At 74.0% G+C, this 24,724-nt stretch carries 22 protein-coding genes; 1 reads left to right on the forward strand and 21 read right to left on the reverse strand.

The window, feature by feature from the left end; all coding sequences use genetic code 11:
* Window positions 1-20: 20 nt before the first annotated feature.
* Together ATJ97_RS04215 and hisD are read right to left on the reverse strand one after the other, a co-directional pair.
* Complete coding sequence (locus ATJ97_RS04215) at window positions 21-1,157, reverse strand: MFS transporter (protein WP_245862109.1); 1,137 nt, start codon at window positions 1,155-1,157, stop codon at window positions 21-23.
* Between the two features lie 58 nt (window positions 1,158-1,215).
* Window positions 1,216-2,571 carry a histidinol dehydrogenase gene (hisD, locus tag ATJ97_RS04220; RefSeq protein ID WP_098482668.1) on the reverse strand — a complete coding sequence of 452 codons (1,356 nt, stop codon included), beginning with the start codon at window positions 2,569-2,571 and terminating at the stop codon, window positions 1,216-1,218.
* Between the two features lie 180 nt (window positions 2,572-2,751).
* Here hisD and ATJ97_RS04225 point away from each other — a divergent pair, with 180 nt between their 5' ends.
* Window positions 2,752-2,982, forward strand: a complete 231-nt coding sequence (locus tag ATJ97_RS04225) for an RNA-binding S4 domain-containing protein (RefSeq protein WP_098482669.1) — start codon at window positions 2,752-2,754, stop codon at window positions 2,980-2,982.
* A 58-nt stretch (window positions 2,983-3,040) separates the two neighbouring features.
* Here ATJ97_RS04225 and ATJ97_RS04230 read toward each other — a convergent pair whose 3' ends face one another.
* The 19 genes from ATJ97_RS04230 to ATJ97_RS04320 all read right to left on the reverse strand — a co-directional run bounded on the left by ATJ97_RS04230 (window position 3,041) and on the right by ATJ97_RS04320 (window position 24,687).
* A complete protein-coding gene (locus tag ATJ97_RS04230; RefSeq protein ID WP_098482670.1) occupies window positions 3,041-3,583 on the reverse strand; it encodes an SRPBCC family protein in 543 nt (180 codons plus the stop codon).
* A complete protein-coding gene (locus ATJ97_RS04235) occupies window positions 3,580-3,909 on the reverse strand; it encodes an ArsR/SmtB family transcription factor (protein ID WP_098482671.1) in 330 nt (109 codons plus the stop codon). Before ATJ97_RS04235 ends, ATJ97_RS04230 begins: the two co-directional genes overlap by 4 nt.
* A gap of 86 nt (window positions 3,910-3,995) precedes the next feature.
* Window positions 3,996-7,544, reverse strand: a complete 3,549-nt coding sequence (gene dnaE / locus ATJ97_RS04240; protein WP_098482672.1) for a DNA polymerase III subunit alpha — start codon at window positions 7,542-7,544, stop codon at window positions 3,996-3,998.
* Between the two features lie 166 nt (window positions 7,545-7,710).
* Window positions 7,711-8,295: a GNAT family N-acetyltransferase gene (locus ATJ97_RS04245; protein ID WP_098482673.1), complete on the reverse strand. Its 585-nt coding sequence runs from the start codon at window positions 8,293-8,295 to the stop codon at window positions 7,711-7,713.
* The gene (locus ATJ97_RS04250) at window positions 8,292-9,221 is read right to left on the reverse strand and encodes an RluA family pseudouridine synthase (protein WP_098482674.1); all 930 of its coding nucleotides are present in this window, start codon (window positions 9,219-9,221) and stop codon (window positions 8,292-8,294) included. The genes ATJ97_RS04245 and ATJ97_RS04250 overlap by 4 nt, the downstream gene beginning before the upstream one ends.
* Entirely contained in the window at window positions 9,214-9,894 is a 681-nt protein-coding gene (locus ATJ97_RS04255; protein WP_098485218.1) for a signal peptidase II, read from the reverse strand. The genes ATJ97_RS04250 and ATJ97_RS04255 overlap by 8 nt, the downstream gene beginning before the upstream one ends.
* 85 nt (window positions 9,895-9,979) lie before the next feature.
* Window positions 9,980-10,645 (reverse strand): DivIVA domain-containing protein, encoded by a 666-nt coding sequence (locus ATJ97_RS04260; RefSeq protein ID WP_211287308.1) that lies wholly within the window; start codon window positions 10,643-10,645, stop codon window positions 9,980-9,982.
* A gap of 123 nt (window positions 10,646-10,768) precedes the next feature.
* Window positions 10,769-11,065: a YggT family protein gene (locus tag ATJ97_RS04265; protein WP_098482675.1), complete on the reverse strand. Its 297-nt coding sequence runs from the start codon at window positions 11,063-11,065 to the stop codon at window positions 10,769-10,771.
* Window positions 11,066-11,069: 4 nt separating this feature from the next.
* Window positions 11,070-11,567, reverse strand: a complete 498-nt coding sequence (locus ATJ97_RS04270; protein ID WP_098482676.1) for a cell division protein SepF — start codon at window positions 11,565-11,567, stop codon at window positions 11,070-11,072.
* Window positions 11,568-11,694: 127 nt separating this feature from the next.
* On the reverse strand, window positions 11,695-12,474 hold the full coding sequence (gene pgeF, locus ATJ97_RS04275) for a peptidoglycan editing factor PgeF (RefSeq protein ID WP_098485220.1): 780 nt from the start codon (window positions 12,472-12,474) through the stop codon (window positions 11,695-11,697).
* Window positions 12,474-13,781, reverse strand: coding sequence for a cell division protein FtsZ (gene ftsZ / locus ATJ97_RS04280; protein ID WP_098482677.1), 1,308 nt, complete (start codon window positions 13,779-13,781; stop codon window positions 12,474-12,476). Before ftsZ ends, pgeF begins: the two co-directional genes overlap by 1 nt.
* A gap of 220 nt (window positions 13,782-14,001) precedes the next feature.
* Window positions 14,002-15,102: a cell division protein FtsQ/DivIB gene (locus ATJ97_RS04285; RefSeq protein WP_098482678.1), complete on the reverse strand. Its 1,101-nt coding sequence runs from the start codon at window positions 15,100-15,102 to the stop codon at window positions 14,002-14,004.
* Window positions 15,099-16,469 (reverse strand): UDP-N-acetylmuramate--L-alanine ligase, encoded by a 1,371-nt coding sequence (gene murC, locus ATJ97_RS04290; protein WP_098485221.1) that lies wholly within the window; start codon window positions 16,467-16,469, stop codon window positions 15,099-15,101. Before murC ends, ATJ97_RS04285 begins: the two co-directional genes overlap by 4 nt.
* Window positions 16,470-16,503: 34 nt before the next feature.
* The gene (locus tag ATJ97_RS04295) at window positions 16,504-17,694 is read right to left on the reverse strand and encodes a UDP-N-acetylglucosamine--N-acetylmuramyl-(pentapeptide) pyrophosphoryl-undecaprenol N-acetylglucosamine transferase (protein ID WP_098482679.1); all 1,191 of its coding nucleotides are present in this window, start codon (window positions 17,692-17,694) and stop codon (window positions 16,504-16,506) included.
* Window positions 17,687-19,057 (reverse strand): FtsW/RodA/SpoVE family cell cycle protein, encoded by a 1,371-nt coding sequence (locus ATJ97_RS04300; RefSeq protein ID WP_098482680.1) that lies wholly within the window; start codon window positions 19,055-19,057, stop codon window positions 17,687-17,689. The genes ATJ97_RS04295 and ATJ97_RS04300 overlap by 8 nt, the downstream gene beginning before the upstream one ends.
* The gene (gene murD / locus ATJ97_RS04305) at window positions 19,054-20,568 is read right to left on the reverse strand and encodes a UDP-N-acetylmuramoyl-L-alanine--D-glutamate ligase (protein ID WP_098485222.1); all 1,515 of its coding nucleotides are present in this window, start codon (window positions 20,566-20,568) and stop codon (window positions 19,054-19,056) included. Before murD ends, ATJ97_RS04300 begins: the two co-directional genes overlap by 4 nt.
* Window positions 20,565-21,656 (reverse strand): phospho-N-acetylmuramoyl-pentapeptide-transferase, encoded by a 1,092-nt coding sequence (gene mraY / locus ATJ97_RS04310; RefSeq protein WP_098482681.1) that lies wholly within the window; start codon window positions 21,654-21,656, stop codon window positions 20,565-20,567. The genes murD and mraY overlap by 4 nt, the downstream gene beginning before the upstream one ends.
* Window positions 21,653-23,107 (reverse strand): UDP-N-acetylmuramoyl-tripeptide--D-alanyl-D-alanine ligase, encoded by a 1,455-nt coding sequence (locus ATJ97_RS04315; protein ID WP_098482682.1) that lies wholly within the window; start codon window positions 23,105-23,107, stop codon window positions 21,653-21,655. The genes mraY and ATJ97_RS04315 overlap by 4 nt, the downstream gene beginning before the upstream one ends.
* Entirely contained in the window at window positions 23,107-24,687 is a 1,581-nt protein-coding gene (locus tag ATJ97_RS04320) for a UDP-N-acetylmuramoyl-L-alanyl-D-glutamate--2,6-diaminopimelate ligase (RefSeq protein ID WP_098482683.1), read from the reverse strand. The genes ATJ97_RS04315 and ATJ97_RS04320 overlap by 1 nt, the downstream gene beginning before the upstream one ends.
* Window positions 24,688-24,724 lie beyond the last annotated feature (37 nt).

Genomic DNA, 24,724 nt, shown 5'->3' on the forward strand with positions numbered 1-24,724 from the left:
GGCCGGACCGGCAGCGGGGGTCAGCGGGACGGGCGGCGCAGCGCCAGAGGGAGGGTCAGCAGGGCCAGGGCGCCGGCGGCGAGCATCCCGGCACTGAAGGACGTCGCCGCGGCCACCATGCCCACCACGACAGAGCCCAGCCCCGTCCCGGCGTCGAAGCCGATGTTCCACACGGCGCTCGCCGAGCCGTAGTGCGGCCGGCTCACCGAGGCGAAGGTCACCAGCAGCGTGAGGTTCTGCAGCGCGCCGTAGCTGGCGCCGACCACGGCCGTCCCGAGGAGGAGGGCCGGCGCGCTGGTCGCCTCCGGGTCGCGCACGGCCCAGGCGATGAGCGTCATCCCCACCGCCGTGTTGACGACGAGCGGCCAGATGAACCGCTGGGGTCCGTAGCGGTCCGCGAGCAGCCCCACCCGCCAGCGGGTCAGCGCCGCCATCGTGGTCATGACGAGCAGCGCCAGCACGGTCAGGGGCGCGCTGCTGCTCATCTGCGCCATGAACGTGATCAGCGCACCGCCCGCCAGCGTGACACCGAGGAGCAGCAGCATCGGGCGCAGCAGCCGCAGGTAGGGCGCGCGCTCCTGCGGCTCGGGGACGTGGTGGAGCATCCGGGCCAGCCCGATCGCCGGGACCACACCGAGGACCGGTAGTCCCGCCAGCGCGAAGACGACCCCGAAGCCGAGCCGCTCCGCGATCCAGGGAGCGCCCGCCACCAGCAGCACCTGCGGCCCGGCGATGGCGAGCCCGTAGGCGCCGATCGCCTGCCCGCGCCGGGCCGGCTCGACGAGCTCGGCCACCAGCGCGCTGCCGGTGACCGTGAGCACCCCGAACCCGAGGCCGCGCACCGCCGCCAGGACCAGCGTGGGCGCCAGGTCGTCCGTGAGGACGTGCGCGATCCCGGGAAGTCCGAGCAGGACCATGCCGGCCACGAGCACCGGCGCCCAGCCGAGGCGGCGCAGGGCACCGGGGACGACGAGCTGGGTGAGCACGGTGAAGAGCATGAGCACGCCGTTGACGAGGCCGGCACCTGCGGCATCGGCACCGCCCCGCACCACCCAGAGCGGGGCGACCGGGAGCAGCGCGGCGTAGCCCGCGAACCCCAGGGCGGTCATCGCCAGGAGCAGCGGCATGCCCGGCGCGCGCAGGACGGAGCCGTTCATGTGACCGTCCGCACGTGGGCGACGGGCGCGCAGCAGCGGCAGCGCGGGTTGTGGCGCATCACTCGAAGCGGGCGGTGACCGCCTCCGCGTGCCCCGGCAGATCCTCCGACTCGGCCAGCGCGGACAGCGGGGCGGCGAGCTCCTTCAGCGCCGTCTCGCCGTACTCGATGACCTGGACCGACTTGATGAAGGCCATGACGTTGAGGCCGCTGGCGAACCGGGCGGTCCCGCCCGTGGGCAGCACGTGGTTCGACCCGGCCAGGTAGTCCCCCAGCGGCACCGGCGAGTACGGGCCGACGAAGATCGCTCCCGCGTTGCGGATGCGCTGCGCGACGCCCCCGGCGTCGGCGGTCTGGATCTCCAGGTGCTCCGCGCCGTAGGCGTCCGCGACGGCGACGCCCTGCTCGAGGTCGCTCACCAGGACCGTGCCGGACTGCGGCCCGCTCAGGGCGGTGCGCATCCGGTCCGCGTGCCGGGCGAGGGGGACGCGGCGTGCGATCTCGGCGTCGACGGCGTCCGCGAGCTGCGGGGAGTCCGTGATGAGCACGGACGCGGCGGCCGGGTCGTGCTCCGCCTGCGACATGAGGTCCACGGCGACGTGCGCGGGGTCTGCGGTGGCGTCCGCCAGGACCGCGATCTCGGTGGTACCGGCCTCGGCGTCGATGCCGACGGTGCCCATCACCGCCCGCTTCGCCGCGGCGACGTAGATGTTGCCCGGGCCGGTGACGACGTCGACCGGCTCGCAGAGCAGCTCGCCGGCGGCGCCGGCCGCGGCGAGGTCGGCACGGTCGACGTCGTCCGCGACCGTGGCCCCGTAGGCGAACATGCCGACCGCCTGGGCCCCGCCGACGGCGTAGACCTCCTCGACGCCGAGCAGCGCGCAGGCGGCGAGGATCACCGGGTGCGGCAGGCCGTCGTGGTCCTTCTGGGGCGGGGACGCGACGGCGAGCTGCTCGACGCCGGCCACCTGCGCCGCCACCGCGTTCATCACGACGCTGGAGGGGTAGACCGCGAGGCCGCCGGGGACGTAGAGGCCCACCCTTCTCACCGGTACCCACCGCTGGTGCACGAAGCCGCCGTGGGTGATCTCCGTGGTGGTGTCCCGCGGGAGCTGGGCGGCGTGCCCGGCGCGGTTGTGGGCGATCGAGATCTCGAGAGCCTCGCGCACCGCCGGGTCGAGGTCCGCCAGGGCGGCGGCGATCGCGTCGGCGGGGACCCGCAGGTGCTCCGGGCGAACCCCGTCGAACCGCTCGGCGAGGTCGCGCAGGGCGGCAGCCCCGCGCTCGCGCACGTCCTTCAGGACCGGCCGGATCTGCTCCAGCGCCCCCTCCACGTCCAGCGCCGCACGCGGCAGGGTGGCGGCCAGCTCGGCCGCGGTGAGGGTCTGACCTCGCAGGTCCGTGCGCTTGAGCATGGTGCCCAGTCTAGGTGGGCGGCAGGGACCCCCTGCCGGGACGTCTGTGCCGCCGCGCGCGCCGTCCAGCCGCTCGCGTGGAGGCGGCCGGGACGCGTGGGCCGTTCCCCACCGTGCAGCCCCCACGTCTGCAGCCCCCACGTCCGCAGCCCCCGCGGCGGCGCCTGGCAGGATCGGACCATGAGTGTCGACGACGTCCCCACGGTCCCCACCGAGGGCACCATCCGGCTGGGTCAGTTCCTCAAGCTGGCCAACCTCGTGGACTCCGGTGCCGAGGCACGGGAGCTCATCGCCGATGGCGAGGTCACCGTGGACGGCGAGGTGGAGACCCGGCGCGGCCGTCAGCTGGCGAAGGGCGTGCTGGTCGAGGTCGATCTGCCGACCGGCCGGGTCGCCGCCCGGGTGGGCTGACGCCCAGACCCGGAGGGCTCGCCGTCCCACGTGCCGCCGTCGTCGTCGCCGGTCCGGGTCAGCTCGTGCTTCGGCTCGCGGTGCCGGACGACGTCGAGGCGTTGCGGTACGCCGGCAACAGCTCGGCGAACCGTTCGGCCCAGGTCCCGGCGGGTTCGGCGCCGGCGAGCATGGACCGGAGGTCGTCGAGGTGCACGTGCCATCCCGCGGCGTACCCGTGCGCGGACTCCCCGGGCAGGCCTCGGTGCTCCAGCCGCAGTGTCGTGCCGTCGGCATCCTCCTCGAGCGCCACCTCGACCTCGGTCTCGTGCCCGTCCGGCAGGACCCAGGTCACCACCAACCGGGCAGGTGGCTCGCACGTGAGCACGGTGCCTGTGACCACCTCGTCGTCACCGTCGCCGAACGCCAGCCGGTACGTCCCGCCGGGTGCCATCTCGCCGGTGAGAACCCCGAGCCAGCCGCACAGTCGTTCGGGCCGGGTCAGGGCCGTCCACATCTCCTCGCGCCCGGCCCGGTAGCTGCGCTCGACGACAGCGCGCACGGTGCCGCGGTCGGGCACGAGAACGGCGAGGGGACTCATCGGGCGGTCCGTGCCGGTCATGAGGAGCCCTTTCGACGGGCTGCCCGCCCGCGGACGATCTCGGTCTCGAGGGCGTCGAGCCGCTGGTTCCAGAACTGCGCAAGGCCGTCGGTCCAGGCCATGAGGTCCTCGACCGCCTCGGCGCGCAGGGAGTACCGGCGACGTTGGGCGTCGACCTCGCTCGCCACCACGCCGGCTTCCTTGAGGACCCGCAGGTGCCGCGAGACCGCCGGCTGACTGATCCCGAACTCCAGGCCCACCACCCGGGCGAGCTCGCCCGCCGGGCGGTCCCCGGCGGCCAGCTCCTCGACGATCCGTCGGCGAACCGGGTCACCCAGCGCGTCCATCGCGTGCACAAGCAGATGCTCGCACGTTGCGTTAAATAACGCAACGGTTAAACGCGAAGGGTGTCTCCGTGCGTCAGCTCATCACTTCAGTGCACCAGGCAGCTCGGCCCGAGCAGCGCCTTGAGGTCGCCGAAGAGCGCCGGCGTGGGCTGGACGCGCAGGTTGTCCGCCAGCTTCATCACGGTGTGCCGCCCCGGGCTGGTCAGCCGCAGCCGGACCTCCGACTGCCCCGGGTGGTTGGTGAGGATGCCGCGCAGCTGCTCGACCACCGGCCCGGTGCACCGGTTCGCCGGCAGGGTGAGGCTGACCGGCCCGTCCTCGGCGTTCGAGACGTCCGGGAGGGTCATCTCCTGCGCGTAGATGGTGGGGATGTCGTCGCGGCGGTTGAGCCGGCCCCGCACGGTGACGATGGTGTCCTCCGCCAGCGCGGTGGAGACGGTCGCGAAGGTCTGCGGGAAGAACAGCACCTCGATGGAGCCGGTGAGGTCCTCGACCGTGGCGATCGCCCACGGGTTGCCGTTCTTGGTCATCTTGCGCTGCAGGGACGTCACCAGCCCCGCCACGTGGACCGAGGAGCCGTCGGGCTTCGCGTCGTCCTCGAGCAGGGAGGCCACCTGGGTGTCCGCCGCACGCTGGAGGACGTGCTCCAGGCCGGCGAGCGGGTGGTCGGAGACGTACAGGCCGAGCATCTGGCGCTCGAAGGTCAGCTTGGCCTTCTTGTCCCACTCGGGCAGGTCGGGGATGTCCGGCGCGAAGCCGGCCGTCGCGCCGTCGTCGCCGCCCAGGCCGGCGAAGAGGTCGAACTGGCCGACGGCCTCGTTGCGCTTGACGTCCACGACCGCGTCGATGGCGTCCTCATGGGCCGCCACCAGGGCGCGCCGGGTGTGGCCCAGCGAGTCGAACGCCCCGGCCTTGATGAGGGACTCGATGGTGCGCTTGTTGCACACGATCGCGGGCACCTTGTCGAGGAAGTCGGTGAAGGACGTGTAGTCGCCCTTCTCCTCGCGGGTCTCGATGATCGCCCGGACGACGTGGGCGCCGACGTTGCGGATACCGGCCAGGCCGAAGCGGATGTCCTTCCCGACCGGGGTGAAGTTCGCCGCGGAGGTGTTCACGTCGGGCGGCAGGACGGTGATCCCCATGTGGCGGCACTCGCCGAGGTAGAGCCCCAGCTTGTCCTTGTTGTCCTGCGTCGAGGTGAGCAGGGCCGCCATGTACTCGACCGGGTAGTTCGCCTTGAGGTAGGCGGTCCAGAAGGACACCACCCCGTACGCCGCGGAGTGCGCCTTGTTGAACGCGTAGTCCGAGAATGGCAGGAGGATGTCCCACAGCGTCCTGACGGCTTCCTTGGAGAAGCCACGCTCGAGCATGCCCGCCTCGAAGCCGGCGAACTGCTTGTCCAGCTCCGCCTTCTTCTTCTTGCCCATCGCGCGGCGCAGCAGGTCGGCCTGGCCGAGCGTGAACCCGGCGACCTTCTGCGCGATGGCCATGACCTGCTCCTGGTAGACGATCAGGCCGTAGGTCGTGCCGAGGATGTCCTTCAGCGGTTCCTCGAGCTCCGGGTGGATGGGCTCGATCTTCTGCTGGCCGTTCTTGCGCAGCGCGTAGTTGGTGTGCGAGTTCGCGCCCATCGGACCGGGCCGGTAGAGCGCGCCGACGGCGGAGATGTCCTCGAAGTTGTCGGGACGCATGAGCCGGAGCAGCGTCCGCATGCCGCCGCCGTCGAGCTGGAACACGCCGAGGGTGTCACCGCGGCCGAGGAGCTCGTACGTCTTGGGGTCGTCGAGGCCGAGGGTCTCGAGGTCGACGGGCTCCTTGCCGTTCATCTCGAGGTTCTTCAGCGCGTCGTCGATCACGGTGAGGTTGCGCAGGCCCAGGAAGTCCATCTTCAGCAGGCCGAGGCCCTCGCAGGTCGGGTAGTCGAACTGCGTGATGATGGCGCCGTCCTGGGGGCGGCGCATGATCGGGATGATGTCGATCAGCGGGGCGGAGGACATGATGACCGCGCAGGCGTGGACGCCCCACTGACGCTTGATGCCCTCGAGGCCCTGGGCGTAGGCGACGATCTTCTGCGCCTCGGGGTCGGCGGCATGCACCTGGCGGAACTCCTCCGCCTCGGCGTAGCGCTTGTCCTTGGGGTCGAAGATGCCCGAGAGGGTGATGTCCTTGCCCATGACCGACGGCGGCATCGCCTTGGTCAGCTTCTCCCCCATCGCGAAGGGGTAGCCGAGCACGCGGGAGGAGTCCTTCAGGGCCTGCTTGGCCTTGATCGTGCCGTAGGTGACGACCTGGGCGACGCGGTCGTCGCCGTACTTCTTGGTCACGTACTCGATGACCTCGCCGCGCCGGCGCTCGTCGAAGTCGACGTCGAAGTCGGGCATCGACACACGGTCGGGGTTGAGGAACCGCTCGAAGATCAGCCCGTGGTCGAGCGGGTTGAGGTCGGTGATGCGCATGGCGTACGCGACCATCGAGCCGGCGCCGGAGCCACGGCCCGGGCCCACGCGGATGCCGCGGGACTTGGCCCAGTTGATGAAGTCGGCGACGACGAGGAAGTAGCCGGGGAAGCCCATCTGGGTGATGACGCCGACCTCGTACTCGGCCTGCCTGCGCACGTCGTCGGGGATGCCGGCAGGGAAACGGTAGTGCAGTCCCTTCTCGACCTCCTTGACGAACCAGGAGTGCTCGTCCTCCCCCGCCGGGACGTCGAAGCGCGGCATGTAGTTGGCGCCCTGCGCGGCGGTGTGGAACTCCACCTCGCACTGCTCGGCCACGAGGAGGGTGTTGTCGCAGGCGTCGGGATGGTCGCGCCACACCTCGCGCATCTCGGCCGCCGAGCGCACGTAGTAGGTGTCGCCGGTGAACTTGAACCGGTTGGGGTCGGCCAGGGTGGAGCCGGAGTTGATGCACAGCAGGGCGTCGTGCGTCGTGTGGTCCTCGGCCTTGACGTAGTGGGAGTCGTTCGTGGCCAGCAGCGGGGCGCCGATGTCCTTGGACAGGCGCAGCAGGTCCGGGATCACGCGCGACTCGATGTCGAGCCCGTGCTGCATGAGCTCGACGTAGAAGTTCTCCTTGCCGAAGATGTCCTGGAACTCCCCGGCGGCCCGCCTGGCCTCCTCGTACTGGCCGAGCCGGATGCGCGTCTGCACCTCACCGGACGGGCAGCCGGTGGTGGCGATGAGCCCCTTGCCGTAGGTGGTCAGCAGCTCCCGGTCCATGCGCGGGGCCTTGCCCATCTGCCCGTCGAGGGAGGCGAGGGACGCCATCCGGAAGAGGTTGTGCATGCCCTCGGTCGTGCGGGCCAGCATGGTCATGTGGGTGTAGGACCCGCGGGCCGAGACGTCGTCGTCGCCCTGGGACTCGTCGCCCCAGCGCACACGGGTCTTGTCCGCCCGCGCCGTGCCCGGCGTGAGGTACGCCTCGACGCCGATGATCGGCTTCACCCCCGCGCCGCGCGCGGTGCTCCAGAAGTCGAAGGCCCCGAACATGTAGCCGTGGTCGGTCATGGCGATGGCCCGCTGGCCGAGCCTGTTCACCTCGTCGAAGAGGGGGTTCAGCTTGGCGGCCCCGTCCAGCATCGAGTACTCGGTGTGGACGTGGAGGTGGACGAAGTCATCGGATCCGCCAGCAGCCATGCGGTCCAGTTTAGGTGGGGCCACCGACGCTTCCGGCCAGGCGCGTCGGCGGTGCGGGGCGAGCCGCGGCGGACCGGCGTGTCGCCGTCGGCGGGTCGCGCACGAGGGCGCGAGGGCGCCGGACCCGTCTGCCACGAGGGTGGCGGGAATCACCGCGCGGCGGCGGTCAGGACATGACCGTGTGCGCCATGTCCTGGTGCCAGATGCCGGCGTCGAGGTACCGCTCGCCGGAGACGATCTCGTACCCGAGCCGCCGGTAGAACCCGATCGCCGACTCCTGCGCCGACAGCACCACCCGCACGCGGAGCGTCCCGGGATCGTCCGAGGTGCCGTTGCCCGTCGCGCCGTTCGTCGCTCCGGGGCCCGTCGCTCCGGGCCGGGCCGGCGTGCCGCTCTCCGCCGCCGCGTGCCCGGCGAGCGCGAGGCCCTCGATGGCGATCACGAGCCGGGCGCCGATGCCACGTCCGCGGGCGGCGGCGCGCACGGCGAGCCGGCCCAGGTGCACCTCCCCCTCGTGCCCCGGGTCGGAGAGAAGCCGGCCGGTGCCGAGCGCCTCGCCGGTGACCTCGTCGAGGGCGAGCACGTGCGTGGTGCTCGCCGCCGTGTCGAGCTCGTCGATCTCCTCCTCCACGGGCACGTGCTGCTCGTGGACGAAGACCTCGGTGCGTACGTCCCAGGCGAGCTCGAGCTCCTCGCGCTCGCTCACGCGCACGACCCTCACGCCGTCGCCGCTGTGCAGGACCTCCGTCATCGCGCTCCCTCCCGCATCGCGTCCAGCGCGTGGGCGAGGTCGTCCGGGTAGTCGCTGCTCACCTGGGTCCACTGTCCGGTGCTCGGGTGCTCGAAGCCGAGGCGGACGGCGTGGAGCCACTGGCGGGTCAGGCCGAGGCGCTCGGCGAGCCGCGGGTCGGCGCCGTAGGTCACGTCGCCCACGCACGGGTGGCGCACGGCCGACATGTGGACCCGGATCTGGTGGGTGCGGCCGGTCTCGAGATGGATCTCGAGGAGCGAGGCGCCGGGCATCGCCTCGACGGTCTCGTAGTGCGTCACCGAGTCCTTGCCACCGGCGACCACGGCCATCTTGTACGGCGCGGTGGGGTGCCTTCCGATGGGCGCCTCGACGGTGCCGGTCGTGGGGTCCGGGTGGCCCTGGACGAGGGCGTGGTAGACCTTCTCGACGGTCCGCTCCTTGAAGGCGCGCTTGAGGGTGCTGTACGCCAGCTCGGACTTGGCGACCACCATGAGCCCGGACGTGCCGACGTCGAGCCGGTGCACGATGCCCTGGCGCTCGGCGGCCCCCGAGGTCGAGATGCGGTGGCCCGCCGCGGCGAGGGCGCCGACCACGGTCGGCCCGTCCCAGCCCGGCGACGGGTGGGCGGCGACCCCGACCGGCTTGTCGACGACGACGACGTCGTCGTCCTCGTACACCAGCCGCATCCCCGCGACGGCGACCGGCGCGGGTGCCGGTGCGTCGACGTCGGGCAGGGTCACCTCCAGCCAGCCGCCGGCGACGAGCCGGTCGGCCTTGCCGAGGGTGCGGCCGTCGAGGGTGACTCCCCCGGCGGCGGCGAGCTCGGCGGCGCGGGTGCGTGACAGGCCCAGGAGCCGGGCGAGGGCGGCGTCGACCCGCTCTCCCACGAGGCCGTCCGGCACCGGGAGGGATCGGACCTCAGCCATCGGCGACCGTCCCGGTCCCTCTGCTTCCCCTGGCGGCGTCGTCGGTGCGGCTGCCGTCGACCTCCTGGCCCCGCAGGGCGAGGTAGCCGACGAGCACGGCGGCGCCGACGATGGCGATGTCGGCGACGTTGCCGACGAACCAGCCGTTGTAGCTGATGAAGTCGACGACGTGCCCGACCGCGAAGCCGGGGTCGCGGAACAGCCGGTCGTACAGGTTGCCGAGGCAGCCGCCCAGCAGCATGCCCAGCGCGACGGCCCAGGCGGTCGAACCGAGCCGGCGGGCGACTCGGAGCACGGCGACGGCCACGACGACCATCACGATGGTGAACACCCACGTCATCCCGGTGGCGAAGGAGAACGCCGCACCGGGGTTGTAGACGAGCTGCAGCCCGAGTGCATCACCCAGAACGGGCACGAGCTCGCCGCGCACGAGCCTCGCCTCGGCGAGGTACTTGGTCACCTGGTCGACGACGAAGATGCCCGCCGCGAGGCCGAGCAGGAGGCCGAGGAGCCGACGGCGGCGGGTGGGCGAGACCGCTGCGGACCCCGCGGTGGGTGCGGCCACGTCCGTGCCGGGCAGGGCAGCGCCGTCGTCATCCGCGTCGGTCAGGGCTGGCACGTCGGCGCGCCGCTGCGGGGCGCGCCCGGGCGGCGTCTCGGGCTGGCTGTCCATCGGGGTCATCCTCCCACGTCGGCCCCGGCACGCCGGACGGCGACGACCCCGTGGGGTCGCCGCCGTCCGTCGTGCTCGTCCGGGGTCAGATGCCCTCGGCCTTGGGGGCGCCGGACTCGACGTTGCTCAGGAGCGACTCGAGGTAGCTCTTCAGGCGCGTGCGGTAGTCACGCTCGAAGGTGCGCAGCTCGTCGATCTTGCGCTCGAGGAGCGAACGCTCCTGCTCGAGCTGGGTGAGGGTCCGGTTGTGCTGGTCCTCGGCCTCCTTGATGATCCGAGCACCCTCGGCCTGGGCCTCGGAGACGATCCGCTCGCCCTCTTCCCGGCCGTTGTTGACGTACTCGTCGTGCAGGCGCTGCGCGAGGGCGAGCATGCCGGTCGCGGACTCGGGCTCGCTGGAGCCGCCGGCCGGTGCGGCCTGCGGAGCGACAGGGGCGGCCTGCACCGGGGCCGGCTGGACCGGGGCGGCGGCGGGGACGGGGCGCACGGGCGCCTCGACGACCTCCTCCTCGCGCTTGTCGGCCTCCTCGGTGGCGCGCGCGCCGTTGCCGCCCTCGCGGGTCAGCTCGGCGATGCGGCGCTCGGCGGCGGCCAGCTTCGCCTTCAGCTCCTCGTTCTCGCCCGTCACCACCCGCAGCGTGTTGACAACCTCGTCAAGGAAGTCGTCGACCTCGTCCTGGTCGTAACCCTCACGGAACTTGGTCGGCTGGAACTTCTTGTTGAGGACGTCGTCTGCTGTGAGCAGCGCCATGGTCGTCACCTCGGTGTCGTCTTGTTCGGTCATGAGCGTTCGGTCCCGCTGCTCACTCGAGCAACCGTAGCGGACCCCCGCCAGGCAGGGCCTGCGAGGACATTAGCGGGCGATCTGGTTGCACTAGAAATTGCGTCCGACCCCCGCCACCAGCACGCGAAGGATCTGGACGCCGATGAAGAGCACCAGAAATCCGAGGTCGAGCTGGACCTGGCCGAGGCGCAGCGGCGGGATGAAGCGGCGCAGGAACCGCAGCGGCGGGTCGGTCAGGCTGTACACCAGGTTCGCGAGCACGAGGACGACGCCCGTGGGGCGCCAGGACCGCGCGAAGACCTGGATCCAGTCGAGGACCAGCCTGATGATCAGGACCAGCATGTAGAGCAGCAGCAGCAGGCCCAGCAGGTCGAAGAAGAAGGACAAAGGGTCAGCCCTGGGAGAAGAAGCGGCCGGGCACCCGGTCGCCGTCGGACTTGTCGGTGTCGACCTCGACCGTGGCCGGCGAGAGGAGGAACACCCTGTTGGTCACCCGCTCGATGGCGCCGTGCAGGCCGAAGACGAGGCCCGCGGAGAAGTCGACCATGCGCTTGGCGTCGGCCTCGCTCATGCCCGTGAGGTTCATGATCACGGGCGTGCCCTCGCGGAAGGCCTCGCCGATGACCCGGGCCTCGTTGTAGCTGACCGGGTGCACCGTCACGATCCTGCGCAGGTCCTCGGTCACCACGGGCTCCTCGATGTGCAGGGCGGCGGCGCGGGAGATCGGCGTGACCTCCGCGCGGTGCTCGGTGCGGTCGCGTTCACGGTCCCGCTCAGGCTCGGGCGCCTCGTCCTCGTACGCCTCCGGCTCGGGCGCGTCGTCGTAGAGCTCGTCCTCCGGCTCCGCCAGGGAGAGGTACTCCATCATCTTGCGCATCGTTCCGGCCATCGCTGCTCCTCGTGGTTTCGGTCACCGGCCGCGCCTGCGGCGACCTGCTGCTTCCCCCGACGCTAGACCAGTGCACGGATGCGTGGCGGCACGTCCGGCGGCGTGTCGTCCCGGCCCGGAGGACCGCTCAGAGCGCCCGGACCACGCCGGCGAACCGCCCGGTCGTCCCGGCACCGTCACGGCCCGCACGCCGGTGGGAGTACAGCCGTTCGTCCTCCATGGTGCACCCGTGGACGGTGTCCACGCCGCTCACGCCGAGCTCGGACAGCTGACGGAGCACCCCGGCGCGCAGGTCGAGGGCCGGCGTGCCCCACGAGGTGGTCGTCGCGGTGCCGGGGACGACCGCCTCGACCTCGTCCTGGAGGGGCTGGGGCACCTCGTAGCAGTGCCCGCACACGCTCGGCCCGACCGCGGCACGCACGTCCGACGGCGCGGCTCCCAGCTCCGCCATCCGCGAGACCGCCGCGTCGAGGACCCCGCGCACCAGGCCCTGGCGCCCCACGTGCGCCGCGCCGACGACGGAGCCGTCGGCGGCGGCGAGCAGCACGGGCACGCAGTCGGCGACCATCACGGCGAGGGCCACCCCGGCCGCCGCCCGGGCGACGAGCGCGTCGCACTCCCCGGCGCTCGTGCCGGTCCCGCCCGTGGCCTCGCGCACCACGTCGCCGTGCACCTGGTCCATCCAGACGATCCGGGTGCCGACGGCGGCCTCGAGGCGGGCCCGGTTGGCCAGGACCGCGGCACGGTCGTCCCCGACGTGCAGGCCGAGGTTCAGCCCGCCCGCGCCGGCCGGCGCCGACCAGGGCCCGGCGGAGACGCCCCCGGCGCGGGTGGTGAAGACACCGCGCGCGCCGGGGCCGAGGTCGGCCTCGAGCAGCGGGACCACGCCCGCCGGGGACCGCTCGATCACTTGAGGAAGTCGGGGATGTCCAAGTCCTCGTCGCGGCGGCGGGCCGGCTCCTCGTCGAAGACCCGGGGGACCTCGTAGGAGCGAGCCTGGCGGGGCTGGCCGTCCTCGCCGATGAAGGCGGGGACACCGCCGCCGGCGGTGACGGGCGCAGGCTCTGGCGCGGGTGCCGGCACGGTGCCGGGGCTCGGGGCCGAGGCCTGGACGGGGGCACCAGGCGTCGGCAGCACCGCCCGGTGCGCACCGGCCTCGGCCGGCTCGGCGAGCACGGCGGGCGGCACCGGCGCGGGCTCAGCGGCGGGCGGGGCCACCTGGCCCACGGGGCGTCCGGCGAGCTTGTTCTGCGAGCCTGCGGGGCCGGTGCCCTCGTCGAAGCCGGCGGCGATGACGGTCACGCGGACCTCGTCGCCGAGAGCGTCGTCGATGACCGCGCCGAAGATGATGTTCGCCTCGGGGTGCGCGGCCTCCTGCACGAGGCGGGCGGCCTCGTGGATCTCGAAGAGGCCGAGGTCGGAGCCGCCCTGGATGGACAGCAGGACGCCGTGCGCGCCGTCGATGCTCGCCTCGAGCAGGGGCGAGGAGATCGCCAGCTCGGAGGCCTGGACGGCGCGGTCCTCGCCGCGCGCGGAGCCGATGCCCATCAGGGCGCTGCCGGCGCCCTGCATGACCGACTTGACGTCGGCGAAGTCGAGGTTGATCAGACCCGGGGTGGTGATGAGGTCGGTGATGCCCTGGACACCCGAGAGAAGGACCTGGTCGGCAGACTTGAAGGCGTCCAGGACGGAGACGCCGCGGTCGGAGATGGACAGCAGACGGTCGTTCGGGATGACGATGAGGGTGTCGACCTCGGCACGCAGCGCCTCGATGCCGGACTCGGCCTGCACACCGCGCCGGCGCCCCTCGAAGGTGAACGGGCGCGTGACGACGCCGATGGTCAGCGCACCGAGCGAGCGGGCGATCCGGGCGACCACCGGCGCGCCGCCGGTGCCGGTCCCGCCGCCCTCGCCGGCGGTCACGAAGACCATGTCGGCGCCGCGGAGCACCTCCTCGATCTCCTCCGCGTGGTCCTCGGCGGCCTTCTTGCCCACCTCGGGGTCCGCGCCGGCGCCCAGGCCGCGAGTGAGCTCGCGGCCGACGTCGAGCTTGACGTCGGCGTCGCTCATGAGCAGCGCCTGCGCGTCGGTGTTGACGGCGATGAACTCGACGCCCTTCAACCCGACCTCGATCATGCGGTTGACGGCGTTCACGCCGCCACCGCCGATGCCCACCACCTTGATCACTGCCAGGTAGTTCTGCGGTGCCGCCACGTCGGTCCCTCTCGTCGTCCTTGGCCCAACCCTCAACCTCTACCTCAGGGTCAGACTTATGTCATTTTCTGCCACTGGTGACGCTAGGTGCCACGGATGCACGGAGCAACGACCAGGAGTGGTGTGTCGCGGGCGACGGTGCGCCGGCGGGCGTGTCGCGGGTGGCGTGTCGCGCACTCCGGGACGCCGCCCGTGCGCCGGCGGGTGCGGCCGAGCACGCTCAGCCGCTCGTCGTCGGCGAGCGGGGCACGCTCACGTCGTAGACGCCCGCGGGCTGCTGACGCAGCACGAGGAGCACCTCCGCCTTGAGCTCGTTCTCCTCGGCGCTCCCCCACTGCACGGTGGCCCCGTCGGCGAGCTTGAGGGTGACGTGCTCGGCCGAGCTCGCGCCGGCCTCGGCCACCTGGCCCAGCAGGTCGGTCGGCAGCGAGCCGAGCACGGTCAGCACGGCGTCGAGTGCCGGTGCGGTCTCGGCGGAGGTCGACAGCGGCACGGTCACCTCGGGCAGGTCGGCCGGCGCCTCCGGCACGGTGGTGACCTGGACGCCCTGGTCGTCGAGCAGCACCCACCCGCCCTCGGCGGGCGCGGAGGCGACAGGCTCGCGCGGGACCACGGTCACGGTCAGGCCGTGGGGCCAGGACCGGGCGACCTGCGCGCTCTCGACGGCCGTCACCGAGGCCACCCGGTCGGCCACGCCCGCGGTGTCGACGCGCAGCAGCGGGGTGCCGATCTCCGGCTCGACGGCGGCCCGGACCTGCGCGGCGTCGACGTGCCCGCCGACGCCGTCGATCTGGATCCGCTCGCCGTCCAGGGCTAGCAGCGGCGAGAACAGCACGGCCCAGGTCAGGCCCGCGAGGAAGGCGACCACCGCGACGGCGATGCCGAGCCGTCGCAGCAGCAGGCGCCGGTCGGCGGCGGCCTTCTCGGCCAGGCGGGCGGCCAGGCCGGTGCTGACGGCGGTCGACGCGGCACCCTGCGGACGGTCGGGCAGCTGGGCGCCGGTGGGGACGAACGGTGGACGCGCCAGGGCGCGACCCGTCCGTGGCTGATCCCCAGCCGGCGAGGTGCGGGCGGCCGGAGCCGGCGCCTGCGCACCGGGGCGCTGCCGTGGCTCGCCGGCCCGTGCCTCCGCGTCGGCCGGGGCGCGGCCCCTGCCGCCGGCGCCGGACGTGCTGCCGCCGGCGCCGGACGTGCTGCCGCGGGCGCCGGACCTCTCACCCCTGGCACCAGACGTGGCCCCGCGGGCGGCGGGGGTTCGGGGCGCAGGCGTCTCGGGCTCGGGCTGGCGGCGGGGCTGGCGGGGCGCGGCCGGGGGCCTCATGCCCGTTCCTCGAGCCGGGCGAGGATCACCGGCCCCAGCTCGGTGACGTCGCCGGCCCCGACGGTGAGGACGAGGTCGCCGGGGCGGGCCGCGTCCGCGGCGGCGTGGGCGGCCTGCACGCGGTCGGCGACGTGGCGGGCGCGCGCGCCACCGCCGCGCCGTCCCATCGCGTCGGTGATGAGGCTGCCGTCCACGCCGGGGACAGGGTCCTCGCGTGCTCCGTAGACGTCGGTGACGACGACCTCGTCCGCTGCCCCGAGGGCGGCGGCGAACTCCTCGGCGAAGGTCCGCGTGCGCGAGTACAGGTGCGGCTGGAACAGCACGACCACGCGCCCCTCCCCGGCCTCGAGGCGCGCGGTGCCGAGCGTGGCGGCCACCTCGGTCGGGTGGTGCGCGTAGTCGTCCACCACCCGCACGCCGGCGGCCTCGCCGCGGTGCTCGAAGCGCCGCCCGGTGCCGGTGAACGCGCCGAGGGCCGCCGCCATCTCCTCGGGGCCGACGCCGAGCTCGAGCCCGGCGCACCACGCGCCGGCCGCGTTGAGGAGCATGTGCGCGCCGCCGACCCGCAGGTGGAGGTCCACCTCGACGACGGCGTCGTCGAGGCCGGCGAGGGTGACCCGCGCGGACGAGGTGCCCCCGGTCATCGAGGTCGCCGGGGCGAGGGTGGCGTGCGCCTCCACCCCCTCGGGGGCGGGGCCGCGTCCGTAGGTGACGACCCGGGTGCCGCCGGCCACGGCGTGCCGGACCAGGGCGAGAGCTCCGGCGTCGTCCGCGCACGCGACGAGCAGCCCTCCCGGGACGAGGCGGTCCACGAACTCCTCGAAGGAGCGCCGGAAGGCGGCCTCGCTGCCGTGGTGGTCGAGGTGGTCCGGCTCGACGTTCGTCACCAGCGCCACGCGGGGCGCGTAGTTGAGGAAGGACCCGTCGGACTCGTCCGCCTCCGCGACGAACGCCCGCCCGGTCCCGAGGTGGGCGCCGGTCCCCAGCGCCAGCACGGTCCCGCCGATGGCGTAGGAGGGGTCCTGGCCGGCGGCACGCAGCGCGACGGCGAGCATCGCCGAGGTGGACGTCTTGCCGTGGGCGCCGGCGACGGCGACGAAGTCCAGGCCCGCGGCGGCGCGCGCGAGCGCCTGGGAGCGGTGCAGGACGGGCAGGCCGCGTCCGCGCGCGGCGGCCAGCTCGGGGTTGGACTCGCGCACCGCCGTGGAGACGACGAGCGACCCCGTGTCTGGCACGTGCGCCGCGTCGTGGCCGACGTAGGTGCGGACACCGAGGCCGCGCAGGCGGGCCAGCACGGCCGAGTCGCGCTGGTCCGAGCCGGAGACGTCGTGCCCGCGGGCGGCGAGGAGCTCGGCGACGGCGGACATGCCCGCCCCGCCCACCCCCACGAGGTGGAAGCGCTCAGCCACGGTCGTGCCCCCCACCGGCGCGGTGCGCCTCCGCGGCCTCGGCGGCCTCCCGCACGAGCGCGGCCAGGTGGGACGCGCCGTCGCTGGGGCCGGCGGCCGCGGCCGCCGCGCCACGGCGCCGCAGCTCCTCGCCGTCGGCGAGCAGCGCGGTGACCCGCTGGGCGACCCACGTGGCGTCGAGGGCGGAGTCCTCGACGATGACACCGCCGCCGGCCGCGACGACGTCCGTGGCGTTGAGCCGCTGCTCGCCGTTGCCGACGGGCAGGGGCACGTAGACGGCGGGGAGGCCGAGGGCGGCCAGCTCGGAGACGGTCCCGGCGCCGGAGCGGCACAGGACCAGGTCGGCGCAGGCGTAGGCGAGCTCCATGGCACCGAGATACTCGCGCACGTGGTAGCGGTCGGCGACCTCGGGGACGTCCCGGGCGGCGGCCGCGACGGCGGCCCGCACCTCCGTGTCCTTCCCCCGGCCGGTCAGATGGAGCACCTGCGCGCCCGCGCCGGCGAGGGCGGCGGCGGCGCCGGCCACGGCCTCGTTGAGCCGCTGGGCGCCGAGCGAGCCGCCCGTCACGAGCAGCGTCGGCAGGGAGGGGTCGAGGCCGAGCTCCGCGGCACCGGCGGCCCGGCGGGCCGCGGCCCCCTCGGGCGTGGCCCGGTCGGCGACGAGGGCGGCGACGGCCGGGCGCAGCGGCAGCCCGGTGACCTCGGTGCGGCCGCGTGCGGCCCGCAGCGGGGTCGACGCGAAGGTGAGGGCGACGACGGCGGCCCACCGGGCGCCGAGCCGGTTGGCGAGCCCCGGGCGGGCGTTCTGCTCGTGGATGACGACGGGCACGCGGCGCCGTCGGGCGGCGAGGTAGGCGGGGGTGGCGACGTAGCCGCCGAACCCGACGACCACCTGGGCGCCGCTCTCGTCGATGGCCGCGCCCGCGGCGCGGACGGCGCCGGAGAGACGCCCGGGCAGTCGCAGCAGGTCGGCGGAGGGCCGGCGCGGCAGCGGCACGCGCTCGACGATGCGGAGCGGGTACCCCGCCTCCGGCACCAGGGTGCGCTCGAGCCCGGCCGCGGTGCCGAGCACGGTGATGTCGGCACCGTCGTGGGCGCGCAGCTCGGCGGCCGTGGCCAGCAGCGGGTTGACGTGCCCCGCCGTGCCGCCGCCGGCGAGGAGGACGCGCAGGGTCTCAGCCACGGCGTGACCGCCCGGAGACGACGGCGAGCGAGCGTCGCACGACACCCTTGCGGGTGGCGAGGGCCTGGGCCGCACCCGGCTCGGAGCGGGCGAAGGACAGCAGCACCCCGATCGCGATGAGGGTGGAGATCATCGCCGAGCCGCCTGCCGAGACCAGCGGGAGGGGCACGCCGATGACGGGCAGGAGCCCGATGACGACGCCGATGTTCACCAGCGCCTGGGCGAGGATCCACGTGGCGATGGCTGCCGTCGCGATCTGGACGAAGGGGTCCGGGTGGCGTCGCACGATCCGGAACATGCCGACGGCGAGCCCCCCGAAGAGGCCGAGGACGAGGAGGGTGCCCAGCAGCCCGAGCTCCTCGCCGACGATCGCGAAGATGAAGTCGTTGTGGGCCTCGGGCAGGTACGACCACTTCTCCCGGGAGGCGCCCAGCCCGACGCCGGAGAGCCCCCCGGTGCCGAGGCCCCACAGGCCGTGCCGGGTCTGGAAGCCGGCGCCTGAGGGGTCGGCCTCGACCAGGCCGAGGAAGGACATCACGCGGGTGGTGCGGCTGTGCGAGGAGAGGATCAGCGCGGTGGCCACGCCCGCGCCGGCCACCCCGGCGAACGCGAACCACTTCATCGGCAGCCCGGCGACGAAGAAGGCGCCGACGACGAGTCCCACCATGACGAGCACGGTGCCCATGTCGTGCCCGGCGAGCACGAGCCCGACGGCCGTGAGCGAGCCGATCCCCGCCGGGACCAGCACGTGCTTCCAGTCGTGGAGCAGCGCGGCCTTGCGGGACAGCACCAGGCCGAGCCACAGGGCCAGGCCGAGCTTGAGGAACTCCGACGGCTGCAGGGTCTGGTTCACGCCCGGGACGTAGATCCAGTTGACGTTGCCGTTCTCCTCCAGGCCGAGCGGGGTGAAGATCAGCAGCTGCAGCGCCAGGGCCCCGCCCAGGGCGGGCCAGGCGAGCCGCTTGTACCAGGTCACCGGGATGCGGGAGGCGGCGATCGCCAGCGGCAGGCCGATGAAGACGAACTTGGCCTGACCGAGGAACTCCGCGTAGGGGTTGCCGTCGTTGTCGCGGATGGAGGAGATGGTGGACGCGGAGAGCACCATGACGACGCCCAGGGCCAGCAGGAGCAGGGCCGAGCCGGCCACCAGGTAGTAGCTGAGCGCGGCGATCTCCCGGGTCGTGGTCCCCGGGGTGCTGCGCGCGGTGGTGCGTCCCGCGGGCCTGGCGGCGCCGCCGGCCGGCCGGGCGGGGCGGGGCGCGCCTCCCGTCGACCGCGCGGGCCGCGCAGGACGGGCCGTCGACCGCGCCGGCCGGGCCGGGGCGGTGCGGGTGCGGCGCCGCACGCCGTCGAGCGTGCTCATCTGCTGCCTCTCAGGGCGCGCGCGGCACGGGTGAACGCGTCGCCGCGCTCGGCATAGCTGCGGAACTGGTCAATCGAGGCGCAGGCAGGGGCCATCAGCACGGTGTCGCCCGGCCGGGCGAGCCGTGCCGCCTCGGCGACCGCCCGCGTCATCACGTCCCCATCCTCACCAGGGACGACCTCGATCACCGGGACGTCGGCCGCGTGTCGTGCCAGGGCGCCCCGGAGCGGCTCGCGGTCGGTGCCGATCAGGACGACGGCGTGCAGCCGGTCCCGCTGGGCGGCCACGAGGTCGTCGAAGGTGGCTCCCTTGGCGAGGCCGCCGGCGATCCACACGACCGTGCCGGCCGGCAGGGCCCCGAGCGACGCGGCGGCGGCGTGGGCGTTGGTCGCCTTGGAGTCGTCGATGTAGGCGACGCCGTCGACGGTGGCCACCAGCTCGATCCGGTGGGCTCCCGGGGCGTAGTCGCGCAGGCCCTGACGCACGTGCTCGGGCGCCACCCCGTGGGCGCGGGCCAGGGCGGCCGCGGCGAGGGCGTTCGCGAGCACGTGGTCGGGCACCTCGGCGCCCGCCGGGGCCAGGTGGGCCAGGTCGGCGCGGGTGGCGAGCTCGGCGGCCGCGGTGTGCCGCTCGGCGATGAACGCCCGGTCGACGAGGAACTCCTCGACGAGGCCGAGCTGGCCGACGGACGGGGTCCGCAGCGTGGTCCCGACCGCGCGCGCCCCCTCGACGACGTCGGCCTCCTCCACCATGGCGCGCGTGGCGGGGTCGGCCTCGTTGTAGACGCAGGCGACCTGGGTGCGCTCGTACACGCGGGCCTTGTCCGCCCGGTAGGCGTCGTAGGAGCCGTGCCAGTCGATGTGGTCGGGGGCCAGGTTCAGGCACGCGCTGGCCTGGGGGCTCACGGTGTGGGTGGAGTGCAGCTGGAAGCTGGAGAGCTCGACCGCGAGCACGTCCGCTCCCCCGGCGGCCGCCACGCGCACGATCGGGGTCCCGACGTTGCCGACCGCCGGTGCGTTCTCCCCCGCCGCCGTCAGGATGGAGGCGAGCATCGAGACGGTGGTGGTCTTGCCGTTCGTGCCGGTCAGGGTCAGCCACGGGGCGCGGGTGCCGTCGGGGCGGCGTGCCTGCACGCGCCACGCCAGCTCGACCTCGCTCCACAGCGGCACGCCCGCCGCCGCGGCGCGCACGTGCAGCGGCGAGACCGCCGGGACCCCGGGCGAGACGACGACGAAGTCCGGCTCCCCGGCGAGGACCTGCTCGGCGAGGTCGGCGGGGTCGGCGGCCGCGGCGAGCCGTGCCCCCGCGGGCACCTCCCCGCTCTCGCGGGCGGCGTCCAGCGCGGCGGCGTCGGCGTCGTGGCCGGAGAGCTCTGCACCGGTGCTGCCGAGGACGTCCAGCGCCGCCCGCCCCGAGGCACCGAGACCGACGACGGCGACGCGGGCGCCGTCGAGGTGGAGGGGCCCGCCGCCGCCCGCGCCGGCACCGCTCACGCCGGGGCCGCCGGTCATGACGGCGCCACCGAGACCCACTCGGCGTAGAACATGCCGAGGCCGAGCGCGACGCACAGGGCGGCGATGATCCAGAACCGCACGACGATGGTGACCTCGCCCCAGCCCTTGAGCTCGAAGTGGTGGTGCAGCGGGGCCATGCGGAACACCCGTCTGCCGGTCATCTTGAAGAAGCCGATCTGGATGACGTCGCTCATGACGATGATGACGAAGAGCCCACCGAGGATCACGGCGAGGAACTCGGTCCGGGTGAGGATCGACAGGCCGGCCAGCGCGCCGCCGAGGGCGAGGGAGCCGGTGTCGCCCATGAAGATCTGTGCCGGGGAGGTGTTCCACCACAGGAACCCGAAGCACGCGCCGACGATGGCGGCGGTGACGATGGCCAGGTCCCGCGGGTCGCGGACCTCGTAGCAGCCCGGGCCGGGCTCCCTCAGGTACTGGCACGACTGGTTGGACTGCCAGATCGTGATGACCGTGTAGGCGCCGAAGACGAACATCGACGCGCCGGTGGCGAGGCCGTCCAGCCCGTCGGTCAGGTTCACCGCGTTGGACCAGGCGGTGATGAGGAAGTTGGCCCACAGCACGAAGAGCACGACCCCCAGCCCGGCCCCGGCCCACGCGAGGTCGATGCCGGTGTCCCGGATGAAGGAGATCCGGGTGGAGCCCGGCGTGCGGTAGTTCTCGTTCTCGAACTGCAGCGCCAGCACCGCGAACGTGATGCCGATGACGGCCTGCCCGATGAGCTTGCCGCGCTCGTCGAGGCCGAGGGAGCGCTGTCGGGAGATCTTGATGTAGTCGTCGAGGAAGCCGATCAGGCCCATGCCGACCATCAGGAAGAGCAGCAGGAGGCCGGAGGCGTTCGGCAGCCGCCCGGTGACGATGTTCGAGACGGTGTACCCGAGCACGGTGGCGCCGATGATGACGACGCCGCCCATGGTGGGCGTGCCGCGCTTGGTGAAGTGGGCGGTCGGTCCGTCCTGGCGGATGAACTGGCCGTAGTTCTTCGCCACGAGCAGGCGGATGAACAGCGGGGTGCCGGCCATGGCGACGATGAGCGCCACCGCCCCCGCGATGAGCACGGACATCATGAGGCGGTCCTCCCGGTGGTGCCCTCGAGCAGCGCGTCCGCCAGGCGCCAGATCCCGGAGCCGTTCGAGCCCTTGAGCAGCACGACGTCGCCGTGCCGCAGCCGCTGGTCCAGCAGCGTCCGTGCGGCGTCGACGTCGGGCACCTGCACCACCTCGTGGCCGGCGCGGTCGGCGGATCCTCCCGGGGCGCCGTCGGCGGCCTCGCGGGCCCCCGCGGCCAGGGCGGTCGTGCCCTCCCCGACGGCGACGACGACGTCGACGCCCAGCCGGACGGCGTCCGCGCCCACGGCACGGTGCTCGGCGTCGGAGTACTCGCCGAGCTCGAGCATCTCGCCGAGGACGGCGACGCTGCGCCGGCCGTCGGCGAGCCCGACGAGGGCCCGCAGCCCGGCTCGCACCGAGTCGGGGTTGGCGTTGTAGGAGTCGTCCACGACTCGCACGCCGTCGGCGCGGTCGCGCACGTCCATGCGGTGCGGGCTCGCGGCGCCGGCGCCGGCGAGGACGTCGGCCACGGTCTCGGGCGCGACGCCGAGCTCCAGGGCGACGGACGCGGCGGCGAGGGCGTTGGTGACGTGGTGCTCGCCCACGAGCGCGAGGCGGACGTCCAGGCTGACCTGGGGGGTCACCAGGCGGAAGGCGGCCCGTCCGGCGTCGTCCACGCGGACGTCCTCCGCCCGCACGTCCGCGCCGTCGGAGCGGCCGAAGCGCACCACCTTGGCGGGGGCGAGCGAGGCCATGGCGGCGACGCGGGCGTCGTCGGCGTTGAGGACGGCGGTGCCGCCGGGCGCGAGGCCGGCCACGAGCTCGGACTTGGCGCGGGCGACGTTCTCGATGCCGCCGAACTCGCCCAGGTGCGCCCGGCCGACGGCGAGGACGACGGCGACGTCCGGCGGGGCGACCGAGGTGAGGTACTCGAGGTTGCCGACGTGGTCGGCGCCCATCTCCAGCACCAGGGTCCGGGTGGTGCCGGTGGCCCGCAGGACCGTCAGCGGCAGGCCGATCTCGTTGTTGAGGGACCCGGGCGGGGCGATGCGCTCGCCGAGCGGCGCGAGCAGGCGGGCGAGGAGGTCCTTCGTGGTGGTCTTGCCCACCGAGCCGGTCACGGCGACCACCTGCAGCGGGTCCTCGGCGCCCCGGCGCGCACGGAGCTCGGCGAGCACGTGCCTGGCGAGGCGGCCCAGGGCGGCGGCGACGTCGTCGACGAGGACGGTCCGGGCCGCGTCGGCACCGGGGACGGGACGGGACACGAGCGCCCCGGCGGCGCCGGCCTCCAGCGCGCCCACGACGAAGTCGTGCCCGTCCACGTGCTCGCCGACGAAGGCGGCGAAGAGGGCCCCGGGCGCGACCGCGCGGGAGTCGGTGACGACGTCGCCCGTGACGGGCACGTCCTCCTCCCCCGCGAGCTCGCCGCCCGTGACGGCGGCGACCTGCGCGAGCGTCATCTCGATCATCAGCTGTGTCCTCCGGCGCGCTGCACCAGGGCGGCACGCACCTCTTCGCGGTCGTCCAGGTGGTGGTCCACGCCGGCGATCTCCTGCACGGTCTCGTGGCCGCGGCCGGCGACGAGCACCGTGTCGTCCTCGCCGGCCTCGAGGACAACCGTACGGATGGCCTCGCTCCGGCTCCCAATCTCACGCACCGTGGCGTCGGGCACATGGACGCGCGCCGCGGCGAGAACCTCGGCCCGGATCTGCTCGGCCGGCTCGTCGTGCGGGTCGTCGTCCGTGACGACGACGACGTCCGCGCCGTCGACCGCGACCCTGGCCATCTCGGGCCGCTTGGAGCGGTCGCGGGAGCCGGTGGCGCCGAAGACGAGCACCAGCCTGCCCTTCGTCGTCGGGCGCAGGGCGGCGAGCGCCTTGTCGAGCGCGCCGGGGTTGTGAGCGAAGTCGACGATCACGCGGGGCGCGTCGGCGAGCTGCTCCATGCGTCCGGGCACCTGCGGGCTCAGGCCGCCGGCGGCGGCGAGGGCGTCCCCGAGGGTGGCGGGGTCCACGCCGCTCTCCAGCACCATCGCGGCGGCCAGGGCGGCGTTGGCGACGTTGAAGTCGCCGGGCAGGCCGGTGCGGGTGCGCAGCGTCCGCCCGTCGCGGTGGACGAGGGTGAAGGCGGTGCCGGTGCCGTCCGCGGCCACCTCCCGCACCCGCCAGTCCGGGTCCTCGAACGTGCCGTCGTGGACGGCGAGGGTCACGACGGCGCCGGGGTGGACGGTCGCGGAGCGCTCCGCGAGCCGCCGGCCCCAGTCGTCGTCGACGAGCACCACACCGCGGCGCGAGCGGGCGGGGGTGAAGAGCTCCGCCTTGGCGTCGAAGTACTCGTCGAGGGTGGCGTGGAAGTCCAGGTGGTCCTGGGTGAGGTTGGTGAAGCCGGCGACGTCGAAGACCACCGGGTCCACCCGGTGCAGGGCGAGGGCGTGGGAGGAGACCTCCATGACGAGGTCGTCCACCTCCTCCGCGACCATCGTCGCCAGGAGCGCCTGCAGGTCCGCGGGCTGCGGCGTCGTCAGGGTGGCCGGCACGGCGTGCTCGCCCACGCGCAGCTCGACGGTGCCGATGAGCCCGGTGCGCCGGCCGAGGGCACGGAGCGCGTGCTCGAGCATGAAGACGGTGGTGGTCTTGCCGTTCGTGCCCGTCACCGCGAAGGTGCCGAGGCGGTCCGCGGGGCGGTCGTACAGCGTGGCGGCGAGCTCCCCCAGCAGGGCGGGGACGTCGTCGGCCACCAGCACCGGGACGCCGAGCGGGTCGTCGCCGGCGAGCAGCCGCTCGCCGGCGGGGTCGGTCAGGACCGCGGCGGCCCCCGCGTCGACCGCGGCCCGGGCGAACCGGGCGCCGTGCACGTGCCCGCCGGTGTGCGCGGCGAAGAGCTCCCCGCCGGCGATCTCCCGGTTGTCGGCGCGCACTCCCCGGACGGTCACGTCCGCCCACCCGGGCCCCCCGGCCCCCGCGACGGTGAGCGGGAACGGTCCCACCAGGTCACCGAGGCGGCGGGGCGGAGGCACAGCTGTACGCAGCTTCTGTCGGGAGGAGGTCACCGCCCCATTGTTGTCGTTCCCGGCGCCACGTCCATCC

The sequence above is a fragment of the Georgenia soli genome (assembly GCF_002563695.1).
In the GTDB taxonomy this organism is placed as follows: Bacteria; Actinomycetota; Actinomycetes; order Actinomycetales; family Actinomycetaceae; genus Georgenia; species Georgenia soli.

What these genes read in the sequence shown, in the direction of transcription:
- hisD (WP_098482668.1), bottom strand. Translation starts at nt 2,571, where the DNA reads ATGCTCAAGCGCACGGACCTGCGAGGTCAGACCCTCACCGCGGCCGAG.
- murC (WP_098485221.1), bottom strand. Translation starts at nt 16,469, where the DNA reads ATGTCCGCCGTCGCCGAGCTCCTCGCCGCCCGCGGGCACGACGTCTCC.
- ATJ97_RS04245 (WP_098482673.1), bottom strand. Translation starts at nt 8,295, where the DNA reads ATGACGGAGGTCCTGCACAGCGGCGACGGCGTGAGGGTCGTGCGCGTG.
- dnaE (WP_098482672.1), bottom strand. Translation starts at nt 7,544, where the DNA reads ATGGCTGCTGGCGGATCCGATGACTTCGTCCACCTCCACGTCCACACC.
- ATJ97_RS04255 (WP_098485218.1), bottom strand. Translation starts at nt 9,894, where the DNA reads ATGGACAGCCAGCCCGAGACGCCGCCCGGGCGCGCCCCGCAGCGGCGC.
- ATJ97_RS04225 (WP_098482669.1), top strand. Translation starts at nt 2,752, where the DNA reads ATGAGTGTCGACGACGTCCCCACGGTCCCCACCGAGGGCACCATCCGG.
- mraY (WP_098482681.1), bottom strand. Translation starts at nt 21,656, where the DNA reads ATGATGTCCGTGCTCATCGCGGGGGCGGTGGCGCTCATCGTCGCCATG.
- ATJ97_RS04300 (WP_098482680.1), bottom strand. Translation starts at nt 19,057, where the DNA reads ATGAGCACGCTCGACGGCGTGCGGCGCCGCACCCGCACCGCCCCGGCC.
- ATJ97_RS04230 (WP_098482670.1), bottom strand. Translation starts at nt 3,583, where the DNA reads ATGACCGGCACGGACCGCCCGATGAGTCCCCTCGCCGTTCTCGTGCCC.
- murD (WP_098485222.1), bottom strand. Translation starts at nt 20,568, where the DNA reads ATGACCGGCGGCCCCGGCGTGAGCGGTGCCGGCGCGGGCGGCGGCGGG.
- ATJ97_RS04270 (WP_098482676.1), bottom strand. Translation starts at nt 11,567, where the DNA reads ATGGCCGGAACGATGCGCAAGATGATGGAGTACCTCTCCCTGGCGGAG.
- ATJ97_RS04285 (WP_098482678.1), bottom strand. Translation starts at nt 15,102, where the DNA reads ATGAGGCCCCCGGCCGCGCCCCGCCAGCCCCGCCGCCAGCCCGAGCCC.
- ATJ97_RS04315 (WP_098482682.1), bottom strand. Translation starts at nt 23,107, where the DNA reads ATGATCGAGATGACGCTCGCGCAGGTCGCCGCCGTCACGGGCGGCGAG.
- ATJ97_RS04235 (WP_098482671.1), bottom strand. Translation starts at nt 3,909, where the DNA reads ATGGACGCGCTGGGTGACCCGGTTCGCCGACGGATCGTCGAGGAGCTG.
- ATJ97_RS04215 (WP_245862109.1), bottom strand. Translation starts at nt 1,157, where the DNA reads ATGAACGGCTCCGTCCTGCGCGCGCCGGGCATGCCGCTGCTCCTGGCG.
- ATJ97_RS04250 (WP_098482674.1), bottom strand. Translation starts at nt 9,221, where the DNA reads ATGGCTGAGGTCCGATCCCTCCCGGTGCCGGACGGCCTCGTGGGAGAG.
- ATJ97_RS04260 (WP_211287308.1), bottom strand. Translation starts at nt 10,645, where the DNA reads ATGGCGCTGCTCACAGCAGACGACGTCCTCAACAAGAAGTTCCAGCCG.